This window comes from Arthrobacter sp. TMN-50, from assembly GCF_054511125.1.
The window spans coordinates 470,418-485,966 of record NZ_JBTNDG010000002.1 but is presented as its reverse complement, the minus strand read 5'-3'; the positions used below and the strand labels follow the sequence as shown (position 1 = coordinate 485,966).

17 protein-coding genes and 1 tRNA gene are annotated in these 15,549 nt (G+C 63.3%); 9 read left to right on the top strand and 9 right to left on the bottom strand.

The window, feature by feature from the left end; translation table 11 throughout:
- Positions 1 to 261: 261 nt before the first annotated feature.
- Positions 262 to 807, top strand: coding sequence for a hypothetical protein (locus tag ACX80A_RS06285; RefSeq protein ID WP_459258809.1), 546 nt, complete (start codon positions 262 to 264; stop codon positions 805 to 807).
- 3 nt (positions 808 to 810) lie between these two features.
- Here ACX80A_RS06285 and ACX80A_RS06280 read toward each other — a convergent pair whose 3' ends face one another.
- Both ACX80A_RS06280 and ACX80A_RS06275 read right to left on the bottom strand, forming a co-directional pair.
- On the bottom strand, positions 811 to 1,491 hold the full coding sequence (locus ACX80A_RS06280; protein WP_459258808.1) for a response regulator: 681 nt from the start codon (positions 1,489 to 1,491) through the stop codon (positions 811 to 813).
- Positions 1,488 to 2,678: a sensor histidine kinase gene (locus ACX80A_RS06275; RefSeq protein WP_459258840.1), complete on the bottom strand. Its 1,191-nt coding sequence runs from the start codon at positions 2,676 to 2,678 to the stop codon at positions 1,488 to 1,490. Before ACX80A_RS06275 ends, ACX80A_RS06280 begins: the two co-directional genes overlap by 4 nt.
- A gap of 236 nt (positions 2,679 to 2,914) precedes the next feature.
- Between ACX80A_RS06275 and phoU the strand changes: the two genes are divergently transcribed.
- Positions 2,915 to 3,574, top strand: coding sequence for a phosphate signaling complex protein PhoU (gene phoU, locus ACX80A_RS06270; RefSeq protein WP_459258807.1), 660 nt, complete (start codon positions 2,915 to 2,917; stop codon positions 3,572 to 3,574).
- Between the two features lie 111 nt (positions 3,575 to 3,685).
- Here phoU and ACX80A_RS06265 read toward each other — a convergent pair whose 3' ends face one another.
- The 3 genes from ACX80A_RS06265 to ACX80A_RS06255 all read right to left on the bottom strand — a co-directional run bounded on the left by ACX80A_RS06265 (position 3,686) and on the right by ACX80A_RS06255 (position 6,019).
- Entirely contained in the window at positions 3,686 to 4,435 is a 750-nt protein-coding gene (locus tag ACX80A_RS06265; protein ID WP_459258806.1) for a phosphoglyceromutase, read from the bottom strand.
- Positions 4,436 to 4,501: 66 nt separating this feature from the next.
- Complete coding sequence (locus ACX80A_RS06260) at positions 4,502 to 4,825, bottom strand: DUF2516 family protein (protein ID WP_459258805.1); 324 nt, start codon at positions 4,823 to 4,825, stop codon at positions 4,502 to 4,504.
- 9 nt (positions 4,826 to 4,834) lie between these two features.
- Positions 4,835 to 6,019: a trans-sulfuration enzyme family protein gene (locus ACX80A_RS06255; protein ID WP_459258804.1), complete on the bottom strand. Its 1,185-nt coding sequence runs from the start codon at positions 6,017 to 6,019 to the stop codon at positions 4,835 to 4,837.
- Between the two features lie 75 nt (positions 6,020 to 6,094).
- On the opposite strand from ACX80A_RS06255, the gene tmk reads away from it, so the two are divergent.
- The 5 genes from tmk to ACX80A_RS06230 all read left to right on the top strand — a co-directional run bounded on the left by tmk (position 6,095) and on the right by ACX80A_RS06230 (position 11,441).
- Positions 6,095 to 6,739 (top strand): dTMP kinase, encoded by a 645-nt coding sequence (gene tmk / locus ACX80A_RS06250; protein WP_459258803.1) that lies wholly within the window; start codon positions 6,095 to 6,097, stop codon positions 6,737 to 6,739.
- Positions 6,736 to 7,899: a DNA polymerase III subunit delta' gene (locus ACX80A_RS06245; protein ID WP_459258802.1), complete on the top strand. Its 1,164-nt coding sequence runs from the start codon at positions 6,736 to 6,738 to the stop codon at positions 7,897 to 7,899. Before tmk ends, ACX80A_RS06245 begins: the two co-directional genes overlap by 4 nt.
- A complete protein-coding gene (locus ACX80A_RS06240) occupies positions 7,896 to 9,452 on the top strand; it encodes an alpha/beta hydrolase (protein ID WP_459258801.1) in 1,557 nt (518 codons plus the stop codon). The genes ACX80A_RS06245 and ACX80A_RS06240 overlap by 4 nt, the downstream gene beginning before the upstream one ends.
- A 95-nt stretch (positions 9,453 to 9,547) precedes the next feature.
- Positions 9,548 to 9,623, top strand: a tRNA-Thr gene (locus ACX80A_RS06235).
- 237 nt (positions 9,624 to 9,860) lie between these two features.
- The gene (locus tag ACX80A_RS06230; RefSeq protein ID WP_459258800.1) at positions 9,861 to 11,441 is read left to right on the top strand and encodes an alpha/beta hydrolase domain-containing protein; all 1,581 of its coding nucleotides are present in this window, start codon (positions 9,861 to 9,863) and stop codon (positions 11,439 to 11,441) included.
- A gap of 90 nt (positions 11,442 to 11,531) precedes the next feature.
- On the opposite strand, the gene ACX80A_RS06225 is transcribed toward ACX80A_RS06230, so the two are convergent.
- Positions 11,532 to 11,732 carry a carbon storage regulator gene (locus tag ACX80A_RS06225; RefSeq protein ID WP_459258839.1) on the bottom strand — a complete coding sequence of 67 codons (201 nt, stop codon included), beginning with the start codon at positions 11,730 to 11,732 and terminating at the stop codon, positions 11,532 to 11,534.
- A gap of 259 nt (positions 11,733 to 11,991) precedes the next feature.
- Between ACX80A_RS06225 and ACX80A_RS06220 the strand changes: the two genes are divergently transcribed.
- Positions 11,992 to 12,339 (top strand): flagellar assembly protein FliW, encoded by a 348-nt coding sequence (locus ACX80A_RS06220; RefSeq protein ID WP_459258799.1) that lies wholly within the window; start codon positions 11,992 to 11,994, stop codon positions 12,337 to 12,339.
- Between the two features lie 207 nt (positions 12,340 to 12,546).
- Here ACX80A_RS06220 and ACX80A_RS06215 read toward each other — a convergent pair whose 3' ends face one another.
- The 3 genes from ACX80A_RS06215 to ACX80A_RS06205 all read right to left on the bottom strand — a co-directional run bounded on the left by ACX80A_RS06215 (position 12,547) and on the right by ACX80A_RS06205 (position 14,385).
- Complete coding sequence (locus tag ACX80A_RS06215) at positions 12,547 to 13,386, bottom strand: aldo/keto reductase (protein ID WP_459258798.1); 840 nt, start codon at positions 13,384 to 13,386, stop codon at positions 12,547 to 12,549.
- A gap of 115 nt (positions 13,387 to 13,501) precedes the next feature.
- Positions 13,502 to 13,954 (bottom strand): hypothetical protein, encoded by a 453-nt coding sequence (locus ACX80A_RS06210; protein WP_459258797.1) that lies wholly within the window; start codon positions 13,952 to 13,954, stop codon positions 13,502 to 13,504.
- 185 nt (positions 13,955 to 14,139) lie between these two features.
- The gene (locus ACX80A_RS06205) at positions 14,140 to 14,385 is read right to left on the bottom strand and encodes a hypothetical protein (RefSeq protein WP_459258796.1); all 246 of its coding nucleotides are present in this window, start codon (positions 14,383 to 14,385) and stop codon (positions 14,140 to 14,142) included.
- A 408-nt stretch (positions 14,386 to 14,793) separates the two neighbouring features.
- On the opposite strand from ACX80A_RS06205, the gene ACX80A_RS06200 reads away from it, so the two are divergent.
- Positions 14,794 to 15,534 (top strand): GAF and ANTAR domain-containing protein, encoded by a 741-nt coding sequence (locus tag ACX80A_RS06200; RefSeq protein ID WP_459258795.1) that lies wholly within the window; start codon positions 14,794 to 14,796, stop codon positions 15,532 to 15,534.
- Positions 15,535 to 15,549 lie beyond the last annotated feature (15 nt).

Here is a 15,549-nt window from a genome sequence, read left to right as displayed (position 1 = left end):
GACTTTCCCCTTTCCCGCAGGTCAGTTTATCACGAATTCGACACGCCGACGGCGTGTTTTCGCAGGTCAGCCCCGCCTTGAGGAAAATGTTGACTAAGATTCGCCTCTTGACGAATCAACGTTTAAGTGATTCACGTCGCTTCACAAGTGTTCTACGCAGGCTCTGACGCTCCCTCGTCGGGTTGCTTTTCCCGATAGGCTGTAAGCAAAGTTCAACTAGCAGTTTCCCCAAGCTGATCGACCACCGTAGGAGTTTGCGCTGTGAAGAGTGACCGAATCAATCCCCTGCAGCACACCCCGGCCAAGCGCAGCCTTGCTATTGGTGTGGCACTGGTCGCTGTCCTGGGCGCAACCGGTTGCAGCGTGACCAGTAAACAGGCCACCACCATCCAGTACGCGGCGTCAGACGGCATTGTCGACGAGGTGGGCCCCCTGGAGTTGCGCAATATCATGATCATCACCTCCGATGAGGGCGAGCCCGGCACCATTCTCGGAACGGTGTTCAACCCGACCGACTCCGCAGTGCAGTTAACCATCGAGGGCGACAACGAGACGGTCGACGTCACTGTTCCCTCCGAGGGGAAATGGATCTTCGAGGATGAGACGACTGACGACGGGGTCCTCGAGGGCATCAGCGAAATCCCCGGCGCCCTCGTTGACCTTGCCTTCGTGGTGAACTCGGAAACCGTGGAGTTGCGGGTTCCAGTCCTGGACGGCACGCTCGAGGAGTACCGGGAGTACGTGCCGGGCGGTTACACCCCCGACCCCACCCCGACGCCCGAGGAAACCGGCGAAGAGGAGGAGTAGGCCTCAGGACTCGTACTTGTAGCCCAAGCCGCGGACGGTTACGAGGTGGCTCGGGTTGGACGGGTCGGCTTCAATTTTTCCGCGGAGACGTTTGACGTGCACGTCGAGGGTTTTGGTGTCACCTACGTAGTCCGAGCCCCACACCCGGTCGATGAGCTGACCCCGGGTCAGTACCCGTCCGGCGTTACGCAGAAGCATCTCCAGCAGCTCGAACTCCTTCAGCGGCATGGAGACGGGGTCACCGTTCACGCTGACCGTGTGCCGCTCAATGTCCATCCTCACCGGACCGGACTGGACGGTGCTGGAAATCAGCTCGTCGGGTTCGGCCTGTCGCCGCAGGACCGCCCGGATCCGGGCCACCAACTCCCGTGAGGAGTATGGTTTGGTGACGTAGTCGTCGGCCCCCAATTCCAGGCCAACCACCTTGTCAATCTCGGAGTCCTTGGCCGTCAGCATGATGACCGGGACGCTCGAGCGCTGGCGCAATTGCCGGCACACCTCGGTGCCCGACTGTCCGGGGAGCTGCAGGTCAAGCAGCACCAGGTCTGCACCGGCCCGGTCGAACTCCGCAATGGCTTCGATTCCATCGTCCACCACTGCGACCTCGAACCCCTCCCTACCCAGCAGATAGGACAGGGGGTCACTGAAGGACTCTTCGTCCTCGACGATCAGAATGCGGGTCAAGCGCTTACTCCTTGTTCGCGGGCGGAGGATCCGCCCTGCTTCTCGCCGGCGTGACCGGCTGACTTCTCGGAACGTCGGTCGCTGCGCTTGTCACCGGTGACAGCCCGTGTCTCCGAGGACTCAGCGTCGGCCTCCATCTCCGGCAACCGGACTGTGAACGTGCTGCCCTGGCCATGCTGGGACCAGACGGTTACCTCGCCGCCATGGTTAGAGACCACGTGCTTGACGATGCTCAGGCCCAGGCCTGTGCCGCCGGTCTGACGGGACCGCGCAGCGTCGATACGGTAGAACCGCTCAAACACACGCTCCTGCTCTTCGGGGGTGATCCCGATCCCCTGGTCTGTTACCGAAATCTCGGCAAGTCCCTCGCGGGACCGCAGGCCCACTCCCACCCGGGTCCCCTCGGGCGAGTATCGGATGGCGTTGTCGATCAGGTTGCGGAAGGCCGTCATCAGGAGGTCCGGATCCCCATAGACCGGCTCGCCGATCCGCCCGCCCACCACGATGTCGATCTGCTTGCTCTCTGCGGGCAACCGGTTCCGGTCAACCGCCTCGGCGATTACCGTGTTGATGTCGACCGGCCTGCCCCGCCGCACAACGTCAGCACCCTGCAGCCTGGAGAGTTCGATGATGTCCTGGACCAGTGCGGACAACCGGGCGGATTCCTTGTGCATACGGCGGGCAAACCGACGGACCGCTTCCTCATCCTCGGCCGCGTCGTCGAGGGCTTCAGCAAGGAGCGAAATGGCGCCGACTGGCGTCTTGAGCTCATGCGACACGTTTGCCACGAAATCGTTGCGGATCTCCTCGGTGCGGGTGATCTCCGTGCGGTCGTCGGCGAGGATCAGGACGTACTCTTCCCCCAGGGACGCTACCCGGGCCAGCACGATGATCGTCCCCTGACCCAGCGGGCCGCGCGGCAGTTCCAACTGCTTCTGCTCGATCACACCGTCCCGGCGCACCCGGGCCGTCAGTTCCAACAGTTCAGCGTGCACCACGGTGTGCCCGCGCACCAGCCCGAAAGCGTACGCTGCCGGGCTGGCCCGCACTACTCCGTCGATGGCGTCCACGACCACGTAGGCACGACCAATGATGGACAGCACCTCGGCTGCACCATCCGGCAGGGTTGGCTCATCGACAAACAGAAGAGAGCGCCGCTGGATTTCGCTCAGCCGGAAAGCAGCCATGCCGAAGATGCCCAGGGCGACACCCACCAGTCCGGCGATCAGAATAAGAAGAACGGAGTCCACCCGCCTAGCTTATGCGTACCGCTCGCGTCGGGGTGGGTGTTCCAGTGGCAATAGGGAGGTGGTTCAACTAACGTTCATCCAAAGGTGCAGAACAGTTCATCACCGACTGAGACTGTGCTGTGTGGGACTGTGCATAGACGTACGCAGTCATCTCTATGGAAAGGATGCCTCCCGTGCGGAAGGTTTTTCAGGCAGAGCTTCACCAGATCGGTGAACAGCTTATCGAAATTTCCCAGCTGGTCTCGGTTGCACTGGACAAGGCAACCACCGCGTTCGAAACCGCGGACACCGAACTCGCCCAGGACGTGATCGCCGCCGACGCACGCATCGATTTCCTTCAGAACGATCTCGACGAGCGCGCCATCGACATCCTCGCTCTCCAAGGCCCCGTCGCCAGCGACCTGCGGATGATCGTGGGCGCACTGCGGATGAGTGCGTCGCTGGAACGGATGGGTGACCTGGCGCGCCATGTGGCTCAGCTCGCCCGGCTGCGGTACCCGGAACATGTGATTCCCGCAGCGATCCGCTCCACCTTCGTTGAGATGGCCGAACTGGACAAGCAGATCGCCACAAAGGTGAAGGAGCTCCTCGAGACCCGCAACCTTCAGCTGAGCAACGATATCTATGCACACAACGCGCGGATCAACGAGCTCCATGCCGGTGTCTTCAAGTCGATCGCCGCCGCGGATTGGGACGTTTCGGCGCCCATCACAGTTGATGTGACCCTCGCTAGCCGTTACTTCGAGCGGTTCGCCGACCACGGCGTCTCCGTAGCCCGCAAGGTCACCTACCTGGTGACCGGCGAATGGCAGCCCACCGCGCCCCTGAATTAGACGCAGCACAACCAGACAAAGCGCTGCTACGCACACCGAACAACGACGACGGCCGGTCCCCGCGGGGGCCGACCGCCGTCATTGTTTTTCTAGCGGTAAAACCGGTCGAGCCTAATGCTTGCCCTGGTTGGCGACCGCCTCGATGGCCGCCGCAGCGGCGTCGGCGTCCAGGTAGGTGCCGCCCGCTTTGACAGGGTGCAGGTCCTCGTCAAGTTCGTAGATGAGCGGGATGCCGGTAGGAATGTTCAGTGACGCGATGTCGGCGTCGCTGATGCCGTCCAAATGCTTCACCAGTGCCCGCAGGGAGTTGCCGTGCGCGGCGATCAGCACAGTCTTGCCCGACCGGATGTCCGGGGCAATGTCGGATTCCCAATACGGGAGGAACCGGTCCAGCACGTCCTTGAGGCATTCGGTGCGGGGTACGGAGTCGCCCAGGTCCGCGTACCGTGGATCGGTCGCCTGGGAAAATTCGCTGGAATCCTCGATCGGCGGTGGCGGGGTGTCATAGGAGCGGCGCCATTCCATGAACTGGGCCTCACCGAATTCCGCGAGGGTCTGGGCCTTGTCCTTGCCCTGTAGCGCACCGTAGTGGCGTTCGTTGAGCCGCCAGTGGCGTTTGACGTCAATCCAGCTGCGATCGGCCGCTTCGAGTGCAAGGTTGGCGGTGATGATGGCACGCTTCTGCCGCGAGGTATACACAATGTCGGGTAGCAACCCGGCCTCGACCAGCAGTTCGCCACCGCGAATGGCTTCGGTGCGGCCCTGCTCAGTGAGCGGCACATCAACCCAACCGGTGAACAGGTTCTTCTCGTTCCACTCACTTTGGCCGTGGCGGAGCAGGATCACTTTGTAGGAAGTCATGGGTTTAGTCTGCCGCATGAGACCCACTTAGATCATCTGCTGTGCACTTCTGTTACCGGTGAGCCTTCACCACGGGCCGTAAGGACCGCTACCACCGCGAACTTCCGAGACGGCAGGCTTCACATCGGCCAGGTATACACAGGCGGCGACAACGGCGACAATCTGCAGCAGCCCGAAGAGACCGGTGGAGGTCACGAGCACGGTGAGCACGCCGACGGCGGCAGCGCCACCGGTCATTGCGGTCCAGAAGCCCTTGGTGCGCTTCGAGGTGGCCTCGAAGTTCGCAGCGGGTCGTTTCACGCAATCAACAAGCGCCCAGATCTCAATTCCGAGCGCCACCAACCCGAGCGCCAGGTACAGGTAGTTCCTAATCTCATAAGCGATGTCCACGGGTCCAGCCTATCGGGTGGAATCGCCGTGTGGTCGCAGCGGGGCCAGTGCCTGCTCCAGATCGGCCCAGAGGTCTTCGGGATTCTCGATCCCCACCGAAAGCCGCACCAGCGCCTCCGGGACGGTGACCGGTTCCCCCGACTGCCGCCGTCGTCGTTCAATCAGCGATTCGACGCCGCCCAGCGAGGTGGCCGGCAACCAGAGCCGCACGGCTGCGACGAGCGCTTCCGCGGCCGCTACATCCACCAGTTCGATGCTGATGATGGAGCCGAAGCCGTTGAGCTGCTCGGCAGCGCGCTGGTGGCCGGGATCGTCGGGGAGTCCTGGGAACCGGACCCGGGTCAGTGCCGGGTGGGACTGGAGTTTGCCCGCAAGATAGCTGGCACTCGCCTGCGACCGTTCCACCCGCAGGGCCAGCGTGCGCAGTCCCCTGAGCGCCAGCCACACCTCGAACGGTCCGGCGATGGCTCCGTGCAGGGTGCGGTGCCGGAGCAGTTGCGCGTGGACTTCGGCAGCCGAGGTGGCGAGAGCGCCGAGGATGACATCGGAATGCCCGGCCAGATATTTGGTGACCGAGTGAAGCACCACATCGGCGCCGAATTCCAGGGGCCGGCAGACCAGCGGAGTGTTGAAGGTGTTGTCGACGACGACCGTGACCCCGGTGGCCTTCGCGGCGCCGATGATGGTGCGCAGATCGGCGACCTCAAGCATCGGGTTGGTGGGGCTTTCCAGCCACAACATGTCGGCGCCCACCAGGTGGTCAAGTACCTGGTGGGTGTCGGCGACGTCGACAGTCTGCAAGGTGAACCTGCCGCGAGAAGCTTCGTCCTCGGCGAGGCTCAGCGAACCGGCGTAGGCATGCCGGGGCATCACGACGACGCCGCCGGTCGGCACCAGCGACAGCGCGGCAGCAGCAGCGCCGAGCCCCGAACTGAACACCAGCGCCGGTAGGGCTGCGCCCTCCAGTTTCCCGAGCGCCTCCTCGAACGGGTCCCAGGTGGGGTTGGACATGCGGCCGTAGATCCGGTCTCCAGCGACCGGATCCACTGCCTCGTAGAACGTCGACGACAACACGATCGGCGGATTCACTGGCGCGTCGTGTTGTCGCGAAGGGCGTCCCGCGGCCACCACGATCGTGTCCGGGGCGAGCCGGTGGTCGTGGTGGTGGGCGTGGTCGTCGTCGTGGTGGGTCATGGATTCAGCGTATCTGTGATCGGGGTGGGACTCACCCGGGACTGTTGTGTCGGTGATCCTCGATAGGCTGGGCACGTGAGTACACCATCCCCGCGCCGGACGTCCGGGCTGTTCATTGCCTTTGAGGGCGGCGACGGCGCCGGTAAGTCGACCCAGGCCGGCCTGCTCGCTGCCGCCCTACAGGAGCGCGGCCGTGAGGTGCTGCGGACTCGGGAGCCGGGTGGCACAGTCATTGGGGAGAAACTCCGCTCGCTGGTGCTGGACCATGGCCAGGGTGCCATCGACCCCCGGACCGAGGCCCTCATCTTCGCCGCGTCACGGGCGGCCCACGTCCACCAGGCGATCCTGCCCGCCCTGGAGCGGGGTGCCGTGGTCGTCTGCGACCGGTATATCGACTCCTCGGTGGCCTACCAGGGGGCCGGGCGCGGGCTGGGTACCGACAGCGTGCTGGAGGTGAACCTGTGGGCCGTCGAGGGGCTGCGACCTGATCTGACGGTGCTGCTCGACGTCGAACCGCTCGAGGGGCGGGGGAGGCGCACCCAGAACGGCGCCGAGGACCGGCTGGAATCCGAACCGGACACCTTTCACTCGCTGATCCGTGGTGCATTCCTCGATCGGGCGGCAGCCGACCCGGCGCAGTACCTGGTGCTACCGGCGCGGAAACCGGTCGACGAGTTGGCTGACGCAATCCTCACGGCAGTTGAGGGGCAGCTGGCGTGAGCGTCTGGACGTTCCTGATGGGCCAGGAGCAGGTCGTGGAGCAACTGCAACGCGCGGCATCGGCGGACCAGCCCAATCACGCCTGGCTGTTCACCGGGCCCCCGGGGTCGGGGCGGTCCAATGCTGCCCGGGCGTTCGCAGCGGCACTCCTGTGCGACAGGGTGCAACTGGATGAGCGGGGATGCGGGGAGTGTCGGGCCTGCCGGACCGCGCTTGCTGGTTCCCACGCGGACATCACCAACGTCACCACCGAAAAAGTGACCATCAGCATCGACGAGGCGCGCGAACTGGTCCGCAAGGCGCAGGACAAACCGTCGACCGGCCGCTGGCGGGTCATCATCGTCGAAGACGCTGACCGGATGCAGGAGCGCAGCACCAATGTGTTGCTCAAGGCCATCGAGGAGCCGCCGCCCCGGACCATCTGGTTACTGTGCGCGCCGAGTCCCGGCGACGTCCTCGTGACGATCAGATCCCGGTGCCGGGCCGTCAACCTGCGTCTACCGCCGGTGAAGGATGTCGCTGACCTGCTGGTCCGCCGCGACGGCATCGACCCGGCAACAGCCGAGGCCGCCGCCCGGGCGGCGCAAAGTCACATCGGCGTCGCCAAGCGGTTGGCCACCGACGACGGCGCCCGCGACCGCAGGAACCAGATCGTCAGGCTGCCGCTGGATCTGAAGACCGTCTCCGGAGCGATGAAGGCGGCGGCAGACCTGGTCAAGCTCGCCGAAGCCGAGGCCCAGAGTTCTTTCGAGCAGCGCGACGCCCAGGAGAAATCAGCCCTGTTGGCAACACTAGGCGCCCCGGAAAGCGGCACCCTGCCGCCGGCCATCCGGGGGCAGGTGAAACGCCTGGAGGATGACCAGACCCGGCGTGCCAAACGCTCGAAGAACGACTACTTTGACCGCGCGTTGACCGACCTGACTTCGTTTTACCGGGACGTGCTGATGCTGCAGGTTTCCAGCGGTCGGGACCTGGTGAACGAACCTTTGCGGCCCGAGCTGGAGGCGTTCGCACGGAGGGGAACCCCGGAGGGGACGCTGCTGCGGATCGAGGCAATCAACAAAGTGCGGGACCGGATCGTTAATACCAACGTTGCCCCGCTGCTCGCCATCGAGGCGATGGCAGTCAGCCTCCTCCCCGAAAAGGATTACACCGCGTGAGACGAACTCCCTCTAGCCGCCTGGTCTCGGCCGCCGCCGTCCTCTCCGGTGCACTGGCGCTGTCCGGGTGCCAGCTGCTGTCCCCAGGGTCCGGGGATGGCCCGGACACGGGGGTGGAATCGGCGGGTACCGATGTGGTGGGCGAGGTTCCCGCCGGACTGGAGGACTTTTACACCCAGGACGTGGTGTGGGAACTGTGCGAGGAGTCCTTCGCCTGCGCCACCATCGAGGTTCCGCTGGACTACGCCGACCCCTCGCGCGAGTCAATCAACATTGCGCTCATCCGTAGCGACGCGACCGGCGAGCCCCGGGGTTCCGTGCTGGTCAATCCGGGCGGGCCGGGCGGCTCGGGGGTCAACATCGTCAGGGATGCGCTCACGTTTGTTACCAGCGACCGCCTGCGCGAGGCGTACGACGTCGTCGGCTTCGACCCCCGCGGGGTGGGGAAGTCCTCGGCAGTGGATTGCCAGACGGATGAGGAGCTCGAAGCGGACCGGTTGGAGTATCTGGAGCCGGGGGTTTCCGACGCCGAAGCGCTGGAGACGCTCACCCGTGAGGCCGAGGAGTTCGCTGCCCAGTGCGCCGAGCGGACCGGCGAGCTGCTGGGTTTCGTTGACACGGACAGTGCGGCCCGGGATCTGGACATCCTGCGGGCGGCCGTTGGGGATCAGCAACTCAACTACCTTGGGTTCTCCTACGGCACGGCTTTGGGCGCAGCCTACGCCGAGTTGTTCCCCACCACCACCGGTCGGCTGGTGCTCGACGGGGCGGTTGATCCGTCGTTGAGCAGTGAGGAGATCACTCTGGGTCAGGCCCGCGGCTTTGAGGCTTCACTGCGCAGCTATGTGGCCGACTGTCAGCTGGCCGCCGACTGTCCGCTCCCCGCCGGGATCGAGGAAGGCGTGGAAGTAATCCAGGATTTGTTCCGCTTGGTCGAAGAAAGCCCGATGACGGCTTCGGATGGTCGGCTGGTCACCATCGGCACCTTCTTCACTGGGTTTATCCTGCCGCTCTACGACAACAACAACTGGACTCTGCTGACAGGGGCCATCGATCAGGCGCTGCAGGGCGACCCGTCGGCGATGCTGCAGCTCGCTGACCTGGCCGCCGAGCGCGAGCCGAACGGCAGCTACGCCACCAATAGCACCGAGGCGTTCACCGCAATCAACTGTCTCGACTACCCGATGACCAGCGATCCCGCCCAGTTGAAGGCCGACGCCGCAGAGCTGGCCGCCGCCTCACCCACTTTCGGACCTTACCTTGCGTACGGTGGGCTGACCTGCGACGCGTGGGCTTTTGAGCCGGTGTTGGAGCGGGCCCCAGCATCGGCCCCCAATGCTGGGCCGATGCTGGTCATCGGCACCACGGGGGATCCCGCGACTCCTTATGACTGGTCGCTGGCGTTGGCCGACCAGCTGACGACGTCGGTCCACGTCACCTGGGACGGCGAGGGGCATACCGCCTACGGGCGGGCCGGGTCCTGTATCGGGGATCTGGTAGATTCCTACTTCATCGACGGCACAGTGCCGGAGGATGGCGTCAGCTGCGACTAAAGCCTGCGTCAAGCGCTTTTGACCGCGTGCGACCGCTCTTATAGAGTTGACGCTTGTGGATTGGGCCGTGCCAACGCGCGTCCCGTGAAGCTTCAGCCTCCTTAGCTCAGTCGGTAGAGCGTCTCACTCGTAATGAGAAGGTCGCCAGTTCGACTCTGGCAGGAGGCTCCACTATGAACCGCTACCGGGGTCGAGCTGAGAGCTTGCGGCGACCGTTGAGACCGGAAGGCTCTGGACCCATACCCCTGATGGCGATTGTCGCCGGAACTCCAGTCTGGGGTCTTCCCGATCCAGTGCACACATGTTCAGTATGCTTGCTCCGAGCAAGCAGGTTTCCTACCCTTAGGGGGGTCAGCGTGCAATCAGCCCTGACCTCCATCGAACCTGAACGAACACAAGGGAGTCTTCGTGAAGAAATCCAAAAGCATCTCAGTGGCGCTTTCTCTGTCACTGACCATTGGAGTGGTCGGGGCGGGAACTTTACCAGCCCAAGCCAAAGGCGGCGATGACTCAGGGAAGAGAAATCATGCTGCTCCCCTACCCGCAGAGGAGCGAGTCACGCCGATACCGGAAGTGACGCGGCTCTCCACGACTGCGGAGTCCTACCCCTTTGGGGCAGCGGATCACCAACTGATCCCAGAAGACCTGTCGAAGCAGGGCTACGTGGAGGAAGAATACCTCGCAAGCGGCAACGCTAACGTCTATTCGTGGCCAGCTCCCGGACCTGCCGTCATCCGCACCGAAGATGCCCCGTACACCACCCGGGTTCTCGTTCGAAAACCGGCCAACGACAAGCATTTCAGCGGCAACGTCGTCGTTGAAATGCTCAACCCCTCGAATTTGTTCGATCTCAACATCGGGTGGGCTGTAGCCCACGAGCAAATCGTGAACAACGGGGATGCCTGGGTGGGAATTACCGCCAAACCGATATCTGTTGACGCACTCAAGAATTTCGACGCCGAACGATACGGTTCCTTGTCCTTCGCAAATCCTCTACCACTGGATGACCCTCGAAACTGCACGACAGTAGCTGCGGACAGTTCGAGGACAACCGAGAACGGCTTGATCTGGGACATTTACAGCCAGGTGGGCACCTGGTTGAAAAGCGATGCCTCCTCGAATCCACTGACCTACGGGGGCGAGTCTGGTCTCGTCGATAATGCCTACGGACTTGGCTACTCCCAAACTGGAGGCTATCTGGCAAACTACATCAATGGGGTGCAGCCCCACGTCATTGAGTCGGACGGAGCCCCGATCTATGACGGGTACATTGTTGGCGTAGCTGGTGGCGCCTTCGCCGGGGCGTACCCGATGAACCAGTGTGAAAGTGCGCCCGCAGCGAATGACCCGCGCCGTCAGTTTGAAAACGTCGGCGTTCCAATCATCCGGCTCATGTCCCAGTCTGACTACCTTCGCGGCATCGGCTCCCGACGCCCAGACAGCGATGCGCCAAACGACCGCTACCGGCATTATGAAATGGCTGGCGCCGGGCACGCCACTCCCGATGAACTGTATTTTTCTGCTTCTTCTGAAGACATCGTGGCCGCGGGGCGAACGGTCCCCCCGATGAATTGCAATGAAGGACCCCGCAGCCGTTTCCCGAGCTCCATCTTCTTCAATGCCGCCTTGCAAAACCTGGATCTATGGGTGCGGGAGAACATTGCTCCGCCGCGGGCGGCACCGATTCTGGTAGCGAACGGTGCACCCGTGCTTGATGAATTTGGCAACGTGCAGGGAGGGTTGCGCTCCCCCTTCCTGGATGTGCCGACGAGCACCTGGTACGGCACCGCGACGGGAGCTTCCTTCTGCTTCATCGCAGGATACGAACGCCCGTTCAACAAAACAACCATTGACAACCTGTATCCAAATCACGGGTCCTATGTGAAAGCGGTGAAGGAAAATGTCAGGGAGCTGAATGATCAGCGCTTTTTGACTGACGAGGACGCCCGGGCACTCCGCAAGGAGGCCGCGCAGGCGGACATTCCATAAATACCGGAACGATCTGGTGACCGGTGGTTCTCCTTATGCGCCGCCCGCGGACTGCGCATAAGGAGAACCCCAGTAAGGTGTTCCGCCGCGCTACGGAGGATCAGGGGGCGTCGTTGGCATGCCCAGCAGGGCCTTGATCCGCGCTTCAGCCTCGGGATCGGGCTGGGCGGCAGCGAGATTGGCCTCGACGACGGCGCGGAGCACTTCCTCCCGCTGAATTTTCACGCCGCGCGGCGCATCGATGCCGATTCTGATACCTTGGGTCGTTATCGGCGTCGAGCCGTGAAGCACTGGCCATCGAGGTAGCGGCGCTGCGGGATCAATTGTTCCGCCAGGCCAACTCCACACACCGGGTCCGTACCATTTACGCCGGCAATTCGGATGCCGGGGGTGGCTTTGCTTTCACCGAGGCGCCGAACCATACCGGTGTCAGCCCCGTCGAGCGACGGGTTGATTCGGGGGTAACTGCGCGCTTAGACATGGATGGCGCGGCGGCCTTCGGCACCGGGGACGCGTCCGTGTTCCGGCCGATCTTCATGGACTTCCTGCGGTGAGTGCAGCTCTGGCCTTCACTACTTCCCCGCCCGGACTCGACCCGCTCGTCAACTTCTCGCTGGATAAGGTTGACGGCGCCGACGGGCTATACGCGCTGCAGGCCAGCGAAAACGCAGCGCTGCGGCTGTTCGTGCTAGACGCCGCCGTGTACCTGCCGGGCTACCTGCCGGCCGTTTCGTCGTCGCACCTTGATGCGCTGGACCCACCGGAAGGCGAGGCTCTCACCTTTTTGGTGGTCGCTAACCCCGGCGAAAATGGCACCACGGTGAATCTGCTCGCACCTATCCTGGTTAACCCGGCGACGGGGTACTGCACCCAGGTCATCCTGGAGCGGGGCGAGTAGCCCGTTCGGGCCGGATTGGCCGACTACGCGTAGCAGTAGGCCGACGTCGTCATGCCTGGTGCGTCCGACGACAACGCCTTCCGGAAACAGGGCCGTTCCGGTGAGCAATCCGGACGGACCGCGTTAACCTGGACATCGGCGAGGGAAATTCCCCTCACCGATGTCCAGATCGGTCACCGGAGCGCGCCCGGCGAGCGCTTTTGGCGGTCAGGCGAAGTCTGCAGTCGCCGGATCCGCCCCGATGCGTCCGTCGGCACCCTTGTCGAGAGCGTTAATGGCGTCGATGTCGCCGGCATCGAGAGTGACATCGAGCGCGTCCCAGTTCTCAACGATCCGAGACTCAGTGACGGATTTCGGGATCACGACATTGCCGACCGCGAGGTGCCAGGCGAGGACGACCTGCGCCGGGGTGGCGTTGTGCCTGGAAGCGATCTCCACCAGGGCTGGATCGTCGAGCAGACCCTTGCCCGAACCCAGCGGTGACCAGGACTCGTGCAGAATCCCCTTCTCTTGGTGGAATGCCTTCAGCTCAGCCTGGTTGAAGAACGGGTGCGTTTCGACCTGGTTGATCACTGGGACAATGCCGGTGGCGTCGATGATTTCCTGCAGCGCCTCGACGGTGAAGTTCGAAACACCGATGGAGGTGACCCGACCCTGCTTCTGCAGCTCGATCAGAGCCTTCCAGGTATCAAGGTACTTGCCCTGTTTGGGCTGTAGCCAGTGGATCAGGTAAAGGTCAAGCTTCTCCAGCCCCAACTTCTCCATCGAGGTGTCGAAGGCTTTCAGGGTGCTTTCATAGCCTTGATCGGCGTTCCACAGCTTCGTGGTGATGAACAGATCGCTACGGTCGAGACCGGAAGCGGCGATGGCCCGGCCAACACCGGCTTCGTTCTGATACGCGGCTGCAGTGTCGATATGACGGTATCCGGCTTTGAACGCCCGCCCGACGACGTCTTCCGCTGTTGTGTCGTCAACCTGCCACACTCCGTAGCCGAGCTGGGGAATGGTGGCGCCGTCATGAAACGTAAGATTCGGTGAGGTAGTCATAATTGCCTTTCGCCGTAATTACTGAATGCGATGTCACTAGGTGAACGGCCTGCGTGCCCGGATTATTTCATCAGTCCGCCTTTCAGCGCCGAAAGCGTTCAGCGGGGCGAAGTGTTTATCGGGCCGCTAATTGGCGCTCGGCCTCGGCGATATCCTCTTCCACCAGTTCGGCCCGCCTCCGCACATTCTCCAGGCCAGCGGATGCCAGTCCCCATCGTTCGCCGTCGAGCCGCGCCATCGCTGCGGCCTCCGCCGTCGTCGCGAGGGAATTACCCGCTCTCGACAGAGCACGGTGCACCGGGGTAAGCGCGCCGGGAATGTCCAAACCCTCACTCGGCGATGACGCCTGCGCGGCTACACAGATCACCCGGACGCGCTCCAACAGCGGCCCGAGCTCGTTGGCGAGAACGGCGAGCTGATTATAGACGTCGTCGTCACCCACGCCCTCAAGGATCTGGTGATAACGATCCAACCCCCGGCGGAACCGGTCGTGTGCCCGCCGCCAGACGCCGGTGCCCAGCTCCGCGTCGTCCTTGCGACCTTGCCGTGCTGCTGTGAAAAATCCCATCGTAGCTAGGTGTGAATGAGATCGGTCAGTACGTCAACCCGCTCGGGGTAGCCATGGGGAGTGGCGCCCGGGTAACCAGGACCCTGATATTCACTCATGGGCCTATCGTCTCACGGTAACCACGTCCGACAGCCCGGGTAGTCCCCCCATCGGGTCACCCGGGCCGTCTCCGCGAGCAAAATCGGTCAGTCGCCGATGCGCTCCAGCGGCGGGAGGGTCGCTTCGCAGCCCTCCTGCTCGCGGCGGTCGAGTTCCTCGGTGAGTTCCTCGAGGCGCCCCTCGGTCTCAGGATCCGGCAGCCCGTACCGCACATACTCTGAGTCGAGTTCGCGATGGATTCTGCTGTTGAGAAGTTCTACTTCTGTGCTTTCCAGCTGCGTCAGGTCCGCCGGGAATGGTTGGTCGGGAGAATGGCGGGTGGTGTCGTTCATTGGGTCCTTCCAGGACGGCTCAAGACTAAGAGGTGCCGCGAGTGCGGCGCGGCCAGACGGTGAAGTCATCAGTCTGGCCGGAGGTCAGGGCGGCGTCTATAGGGGGGGTATTACGGGGGCACGGCGCAGGAGGGATGCCAGCGGTGCTGAGGAGTGTGGGTGGTGTTGCTGGAGCATTTTAGCTGGAGCCCAGAGAGGCGATCCGCGCAGCCTGATGGCCATCGAAACCCTGCTTTGTAGGAGAAGTTATCGTGGCTGTCTGCTCAACCTGACTAAGACTATATCTCATCCTGGCTTACCCATCGCCGTCCGCCCGGAGCTGACCAGTCATCCTTGCCGCGCGCACCGGTTACAGTGGAGTCCGTTACATATCGGGGCGTTCAGCGACGTCCGAAAGTAGAGGACGCAATGACAGATATCCCACGGCTGGAATCGGACGTTCACAATGTTTTGCTGGACATGGTGATGGACAGTGATGATGTGAACACCTTCCTGACGGGGCTCACCCAGCTTGCTGCGACCACCCTCACCTCGAAGGCAGCCGGTGAGGTGCTGTGCGGCCTGACCTTGCTCCGGCCCCGAACCATGGCGACAGTCGCCAGTAGTAGCGAGCTGGCCCGCAAGACCGATGAAATTCAGTACGCGTTCGACGACGGTCCTTGCCTGCGGGCGGCGCGGGAGAACATTACGGTCCATGTCCAGAACATTCCCACCGACGCGCGTTTCCCCGACTACCGTGACGCTGTCGCTGAACATGGCATCCGGTCAGCGCTGGGGATCCCCGTTCCGCTGGGCGGAGACGCGCGCGCAGGGCTGGACTTCTATTCGACGGTCTCCCACGCGTTCGACGACGGCGCCGTAGCAGCAGCTGAGGCTTTTGCCCTTGAGGCCTCAAAATCGCTGCGACTCGCCGTCCGGATGGCCCAGCTCAGCGACGCCAGCAAGCATCTGGAAGCCGCCATGCAGTCCCGCACGGTGATCGACCTGGCCGCAGGAATCATCATGGCTCAGAACCGGTGCTCGCAAGGCGAGGCGGTGAAGATCCTGAAGGCCGCATCCAGCGCCCGCAACATCAAGCTGCGCGACGTCGCCAGCGCTGTTGTCGCCTCAGCAAATCAGGCCCCTACCGCTACGCACTTCGACAGGTAGGTGTTCGTCCGCTGT

What these genes read in the sequence shown, in the direction of transcription:
- ACX80A_RS06275 (WP_459258840.1), bottom strand. Translation starts at nt 2,678, where the DNA reads ATGGCTGCTTTCCGGCTGAGCGAAATCCAGCGGCGCTCTCTTCTGTTT.
- ACX80A_RS06265 (WP_459258806.1), bottom strand. Translation starts at nt 4,435, where the DNA reads ATGACTTCCTACAAAGTGATCCTGCTCCGCCACGGCCAAAGTGAGTGG.
- ACX80A_RS06255 (WP_459258804.1), bottom strand. Translation starts at nt 6,019, where the DNA reads ATGACCCACCACGACGACGACCACGCCCACCACCACGACCACCGGCTC.
- ACX80A_RS06215 (WP_459258798.1), bottom strand. Translation starts at nt 13,386, where the DNA reads ATGACTACCTCACCGAATCTTACGTTTCATGACGGCGCCACCATTCCC.
- ACX80A_RS06210 (WP_459258797.1), bottom strand. Translation starts at nt 13,954, where the DNA reads ATGGGATTTTTCACAGCAGCACGGCAAGGTCGCAAGGACGACGCGGAG.
- ACX80A_RS06205 (WP_459258796.1), bottom strand. Translation starts at nt 14,385, where the DNA reads ATGAACGACACCACCCGCCATTCTCCCGACCAACCATTCCCGGCGGAC.
- ACX80A_RS06200 (WP_459258795.1), top strand. Translation starts at nt 14,794, where the DNA reads ATGACAGATATCCCACGGCTGGAATCGGACGTTCACAATGTTTTGCTG.